Raw genomic sequence first — 5,541 nt, 5'->3', positions numbered from 1 at the left:
GTGATTTTTATGGGGACCTCGCGTGACGACACGCTGCCCGCAGGGCACGAGCCCAGCGGCTGGATGCTGGCCCCGCTGCTGATCCACACCGCCGGTACGGTGGCCCTGGGCCTGATGCCGGTGCTGGGCCTGGCGCTGGTGGCCGCACCCACGCGGCTGTTTTTGCATGCGGCGCCCGACGCCCTCAAGCTTGATGCCATGCAACAGCTGCAGGATGTGCTGGGCCGCGTGAGCCTGGTGTCCGTCTCGGTAGCGGGGCTGATTCTGCTGGCCTGGGGGTTGCGCCGCCTGTTCAGAACGCAGCCCGCGGCCAGCGGCCCGACCTGGGGCTGCGGCTACACCGCTGGCGATGCCCGGCTGCAGTACACCGGTAGCAGTTTTTCCAGGGATTTTTCACGCCATTACAAGGGTGTGATGGTGATGTTGCGCCGCCGCAAGGCACCCACAGGCTACTTTCCCAGCGATGCCTATGTGATCACCGACTGCGTGGACGCCGTGGAGCGCCGGCTCTACAACGTGATCGGCCACGGGGACGAGTCGGCCTCGCTGATCTCCAGACTGATGCGGGAGGACGACCCGCGCGTGGCCTTTGCCCTGGGCTTGGCCGCCTTGGTGGCCATTGCCGCGCTGGTGGTGCTGGCTGAAGGGGCGCTGCCATGAACACCTTCACACTGTTGACCTTGATCCACATCGCCGTAGCGCTGGTGATGCCGTTTTTGCTGGTGGGGGTGATCAACCGCACCAAGTCCTGGTGGGGCGCGCGCAAGGGGCCGGGGCTGTTCCAGTCTTACCACGACCTGCGCCGCCTGCTGCGCAAACGCCCGGTGGTGAGTGACACGGCCACGCCGCTGTTTCGCCTGGGGGCCTATGTGGTGCTGGTCTGCGGCCTGGCCGCCATGGCCTTTGTGCCGCTGCTGGGGCAGTTTGCACCGCTGTCGTTTGCGCAGGACTTTGTGGCCGTGGCCTACACGCTGGGGCTGGCGCGCATTGTGTTGATGCTCTCGGCCATGGACGTGGGCAGCCCGTTTGAAGGCATGGGGGCCGCGCGTGAAGCCATGTTTGGCGCGTTTGCCGAACCGGCGCTGTTTTTGCTGCTCGGCACGGTCGGTGCGGCCACGGGGTTGAGCAGCTTTGCCGACATGCTGGGGCACCTGCGCCACACGTCTTATTACCTGCTGGTGGTGCTGCCGCTGGCGGCGGCGCTGCTGATCCTGCTGCAAACCGAAGCCGCCCGCGTGCCGGTGGATGACCCGCTGACGCATCTGGAGCTGACCATGATCCACGAGGTGATGATCCTCGACCACAGCGGCCCGGAGCTGGCCGCCATGCAGTACGCCGCCGGGCTGAAGATGACGCTTTACGCCGGGCTGATCGCCACCCTGCTCAACCCGCTGGACCCGCTGGCTGCGCCACTGGCGGCCAGCGCGGTGGCGGTGCTGCTGATGCTGGGCGTGGCGGTGGTGGTGGGTTGTTTTGAATCGTTGATGGCGCGCCTGCCCTTGCCCTGGGTGCCGCGCTACGTGTGGCTGGCTGGCTGGCTGGTGGGTTTTGCCGCGCTGGTGGTGGGCGTGGTGGGAGGCGGCCTGTGAACGTTGCCAACAACCCCACGCTGGCGCTGATCGCCTGCCTGATTGCCACCGTGATCCCGGTGTTTTTTGGCAAGCTCACCGTCACCCCCGCCTGGCTGAGCCTGCAGGCGCTGGCCCTGGGCTGGATCACACTCAACAAACACCATGAGCTGGACTTTCACGCGCTGGAGGCCGGGCTGGAGGTGTTGATCATCCGGGCCTGGCTGGTGCCGCACCTGCTGCGCCGCACGCTGGCTGACAACAAGGCCGCCGAGCTGGATGTGATGCCGTCGAACCTGTTCACCTGGGGCGTGGCGGTGACGCTGATCATCGTGGCGTTCCAGTTTGGCGACGGTGCCCGGGCCGATGTGCGCGCCCTGACCCTGGGCGTGATTGCCGCCACCGTCACCATCGCCTTCCTGCTGCTGGCCACCAACCGCGAGCCGGTGGCGCAGCTGGTGGCGCTGCTGTTCATGGAAAACGCGCTGGCGCTGTTTGAGTCCCTGATGCCCGAGCCCTGGCCGCTGCCGGTGCACATCGCCATCAGCGCGGTGTATGTGGGCACGGTGGCGGTGGGGAGCTGGTTGATACGGGGGCAGAAGTTGTGAGGGGTGGATGCAACGCGCTTCGCACCAACCCCATCACTGAAATTGCTTGATTTTTATGCTTTTTTCTCTGTCGCCCTTGTTCTACTTGCGCAAGAAGCTATCCAATTTACAGTGCCCGCCGGGTGTGCTTTGCACTGCGGTTAAATACGTTTCCGGCAAACTGCAGACGCACTGATTTGGAATGAAGTCCCCCACATGAACCCAGCTTCTCCACCACAACCGCCAGACGGCTTGCCCACCTACCGCTTGCTCACCGGGCCGGACGATGCAACGTTTTGCCACCGGGTCAGTGATGCCTTGGCGCTGGGTTACTTGCTCTATGGCTCACCGTCTGCCACGTTCAATGGCGAGAAGGTGATCGTGGCGCAAGCCGTCATCTGGCCCAGCATTCAACGCACGATGGTGCAGCCCACACCATGAAAAAAATCATCCTCATCACCGGCGGCTCCCGCGGCATTGGCGCCGCTGTGGCCCAACAAGCTGCCGAACAAGGCTATACGGTTTGCATCAGCTACCTCCATAACCAGGCCGCTGCCGAGGCGGTGGTGGGAGCCATCCGCCGGAAAGATGGCGAGGCCATGGCGGTGCAGGCGGACGTGGCGCTGGAGGGCGATGTGGTTCGGCTGTTTGAACAGGTGGATGCCGCTTACGGCCCATTGACCGCCCTGGTCAACAACGCCGGGGTGCTGGCAAAACAAGCGCGTGTGGACGAGATGGACAGCGCACGCATCCAGCGCATTTTTGCCACCAACGTGGTGGGCAGCTTCATCTGCGCACGCGAAGCGGTGCGGCGCATGTCCACACGCTACGGCGGCGCGGGCGGTGCCATCGTCAACCTGTCATCACGCGCATCGCGCCTGGGCTCGCCGGGTGAATATGTGGACTACGCGGCCTCCAAGGCGGCCGTTGACACCCTGACCATCGGCTTGTCCAAAGAGGTGGCGGCCGAGGGTATTCGTGTCAATACCGTGTCGCCCGGCGTCATCTACACCGACATCCATGCCAGCGGTGGTGAGCCGCAGCGGGTAGACCGGGTGAAAGAGGCTATACCGATGAAACGCGGCGGCTACCCCGAAGAAGTTGCCAGGGCCGTGCTCTGGCTGCTGTCCGACCAAGCCTCTTACACCACCGGCACCACGCTGGATGTGTCAGGTGGGCGTTAGGCCGAGAACGCCAGACCGACAATCATTTTTTTAACCACCCCTCACACGCCATGAAGAATATTTGCGTTTATTGCGGCTCCAACCCTGGTCGAATTGAGGCCTATGCTGACGGTGCGCGGGCGCTGGCCAAGGCATTGGTAGACCGCGGCCTGGGTCTGGTCTACGGCGGGGCCAGTGTCGGCATCATGGGGCTGATGGCCGACTCGGTGCTGCAACTCGGCGGGCGCGCCGTGGGGGTGATTCCTGAGGCGCTCAAACAGAAAGAAATTGAACACAAGGGACTGAGCGAGCTGCACGTCACCAAGTCCATGCACGAGCGCAAAACCCTGATGGCTGAGCTGTCTGACGGCTTTATTGCGCTGCCTGGAGGTGTCGGCACGCTGGAGGAGATTTTTGAAATTTGGACCTGGGCACAGCTGGGTTTTCATGCCAAGCCCTGCGGTCTGCTGAACGTGGCAGGCTATTACGACACGCTGACCACTTTTCTGGACCACACGGTGGCAGAGCAGTTTGTCAAACCCGCGCACCGCAGCACCCTGATGGTTGAACACGCGCCCGACACGCTGCTGGACCGGTTTGCCAGCTACCAGCCGCCCACGGTGCACAAGTGGATCGAAAAATCCGGGACTTAACGCACTATCCTTCAACCCAGGCTTGACAGACTTCATTACAAAATCACCCTTAAGTCCAAGTAAAACAAGCGATGACTGCTTCAAATTCAATAGCAACCGAAACACCTGCCGTGTCTTCGGCGACCGCCCACCAGCCGTTTGCCAGCCACATGGCCGACGAGCTGGTGCACGGCACGCACTGGATCTCACCGGCGCTGGTGGGGGTGGCGCTGCTGATGTGGCTGGGGGCCATGGGCGTGTTCCTGACCCAGCCTTTGAGCGCCCTGCCGCTGTACTTTGCCAACCGTTATCTGGTGCTCGATGCCACCTCGCTGCTGTTCATCGTGGTCATCAACACCGTGTTTCTGGGCATTTGTGTCTACCTGTACTCGCGCGAACGCCACACCCCGGCGCTCACAAGAGACATCCGCTCACGCGCCGCGCTGATGCTGCTGTTCATGGCGGTCATCAACATCGGGCTGATGGCCAACCACCTGGTGCTGCTGTGGACGCTGATCGAGATCAGCACCTTGTGCGCCGCGCCGCTGGTGGCGCGTGGTGACGCCGCCAACCCGCGCGCCACCGCCTGGCGCTACATGCTGTATTCGGCCATGACGCTGGCGGTCACCTTTCTGGGTTTCATGGCGCTGACGCAGTCGGCCCATGTGCGCGGGCTGGAGGTGAGCTTCATGGTGGACCAGTTGGGCGCCTCCCTGACACGGGACCCGGACGCCTGGCAGCGCCTGGGCCTGTCGTTCATGCTGTTTGGCCTGGGCGGCAAACTGGGACTGGCGCCGCTGTATGGCTGGCTGCCCGAAACCTATGAGGCCGCGCCCACCACCACCAGCGCCCTGCTGGCCTCCATCCAGTTCAACATCAGCGTGGTGGCGCTGTTTCGCATCCTGCAGATTTTTCATGGTACCGAAGTTGGCTTTGTCTCGCAGGAGCTGCTGGTGATGGGTTACCTCTCGCTGGTGGTGGCCGCCATCCAGATCATGGCCAGCAGCAACTACAAACGCCTGATTGCCTACGCCTGCATCAGTTCATCCGGTGTGATTGCGCTGGGCCTGTCGGTCGGCAAGGCCGCCGCTTACGGTGTGGTGCTGTACATCGTGAGCAATGCGTTTGTGAAGTCCTTGCTGTTCTTGACGGCCGGGCGCATGCGCGCCGTCTACGGCACCAATGAGGTCGGCCCCTTGAGCGGCATCATCCGCACCCTGCCGCTGGCCGGGCTGCTGTTCACTCTGGGTATTTTTGCCCTGCTGGGTTTTCCGCCGTTTGCCAGCTTTTTGGCTGAGATGCTGATCCTCTCGGGCATTGTGCAAGCGGGCAACCTGCTGGCGTTCACGCTGATGTGTGTGATGCTGACCGTGATTTTTGTCGCCACCGGGCGCACCGTTTTCCCGATGTTGTGGGGCCTGCCCAAGGTGCAGGTCTCGGCCCCGCCGCAGTCCTGGATCACGCTGCTGCCCAAGCTCGGGTTTGTCGCCGTGCTGGTGATGCTGGGCACCTACACCCCGGCGCCGTTCACCGACCTGCTGCGCGCCGTGGCGGTGTCGATTGGGGGTTAAACATGCACCACACCCTGCCA

Annotated in this window: 6 protein-coding genes and 1 pseudogene; all 7 read left to right on the top strand. The window is 63.3% G+C overall.

All coding sequences use genetic code 11. From position 1 onward, the window contains the following. A pseudogene (locus tag PHW99_RS17845) lies at positions 1–660 on the top strand (proton-conducting membrane transporter); the annotation flags it as partial. Beyond that, positions 657–1,589, top strand: coding sequence for an NADH-quinone oxidoreductase subunit H (locus tag PHW99_RS17840; protein ID WP_300180864.1), 933 nt, complete (start codon positions 657–659; stop codon positions 1,587–1,589). The pseudogene PHW99_RS17845 and the gene PHW99_RS17840, both read left to right, overlap by 4 nt. Then, positions 1,586–2,176 carry a hypothetical protein gene (locus PHW99_RS17835; RefSeq protein WP_300180861.1) on the top strand — a complete coding sequence of 197 codons (591 nt, stop codon included), beginning with the start codon at positions 1,586–1,588 and terminating at the stop codon, positions 2,174–2,176. Before PHW99_RS17840 ends, PHW99_RS17835 begins: the two co-directional genes overlap by 4 nt. A gap of 195 nt (positions 2,177–2,371) precedes the next feature. Continuing rightward, positions 2,372–2,596 (top strand): DUF1737 domain-containing protein, encoded by a 225-nt coding sequence (locus PHW99_RS17830; RefSeq protein WP_300180858.1) that lies wholly within the window; start codon positions 2,372–2,374, stop codon positions 2,594–2,596. Next, entirely contained in the window at positions 2,593–3,339 is a 747-nt protein-coding gene (locus PHW99_RS17825; RefSeq protein ID WP_300180855.1) for an SDR family oxidoreductase, read from the top strand. Before PHW99_RS17830 ends, PHW99_RS17825 begins: the two co-directional genes overlap by 4 nt. A 50-nt stretch (positions 3,340–3,389) precedes the next feature. Next, positions 3,390–3,971, top strand: coding sequence for a TIGR00730 family Rossman fold protein (locus PHW99_RS17820; RefSeq protein WP_300180852.1), 582 nt, complete (start codon positions 3,390–3,392; stop codon positions 3,969–3,971). 71 nt (positions 3,972–4,042) lie between these two features. After that, positions 4,043–5,521 (top strand): proton-conducting transporter membrane subunit, encoded by a 1,479-nt coding sequence (locus tag PHW99_RS17815; protein WP_300180849.1) that lies wholly within the window; start codon positions 4,043–4,045, stop codon positions 5,519–5,521. Positions 5,522–5,541: the final 20 nt, after the last annotated feature.

Origin of the sequence: Rhodoferax sp., from assembly GCF_028689305.1 — a bacterium.
Classification (GTDB): domain Bacteria; phylum Pseudomonadota; class Gammaproteobacteria; order Burkholderiales; family Burkholderiaceae_C; genus Rhodoferax.
This window is presented reverse-complemented; position numbering and strand designations above follow the sequence as displayed.

Excerpts from the sequence above, each read along its gene's own strand:
- PHW99_RS17840 (WP_300180864.1), top strand. The coding sequence starts at position 657 with ATGAACACCTTCACACTGTTGACCTTGATCCACATCGCCGTAGCGCTG.
- PHW99_RS17830 (WP_300180858.1), top strand. The coding sequence starts at position 2,372 with ATGAACCCAGCTTCTCCACCACAACCGCCAGACGGCTTGCCCACCTAC.
- PHW99_RS17815 (WP_300180849.1), top strand. The coding sequence starts at position 4,043 with ATGACTGCTTCAAATTCAATAGCAACCGAAACACCTGCCGTGTCTTCG.
- PHW99_RS17820 (WP_300180852.1), top strand. The coding sequence starts at position 3,390 with ATGAAGAATATTTGCGTTTATTGCGGCTCCAACCCTGGTCGAATTGAG.
- PHW99_RS17825 (WP_300180855.1), top strand. The coding sequence starts at position 2,593 with ATGAAAAAAATCATCCTCATCACCGGCGGCTCCCGCGGCATTGGCGCC.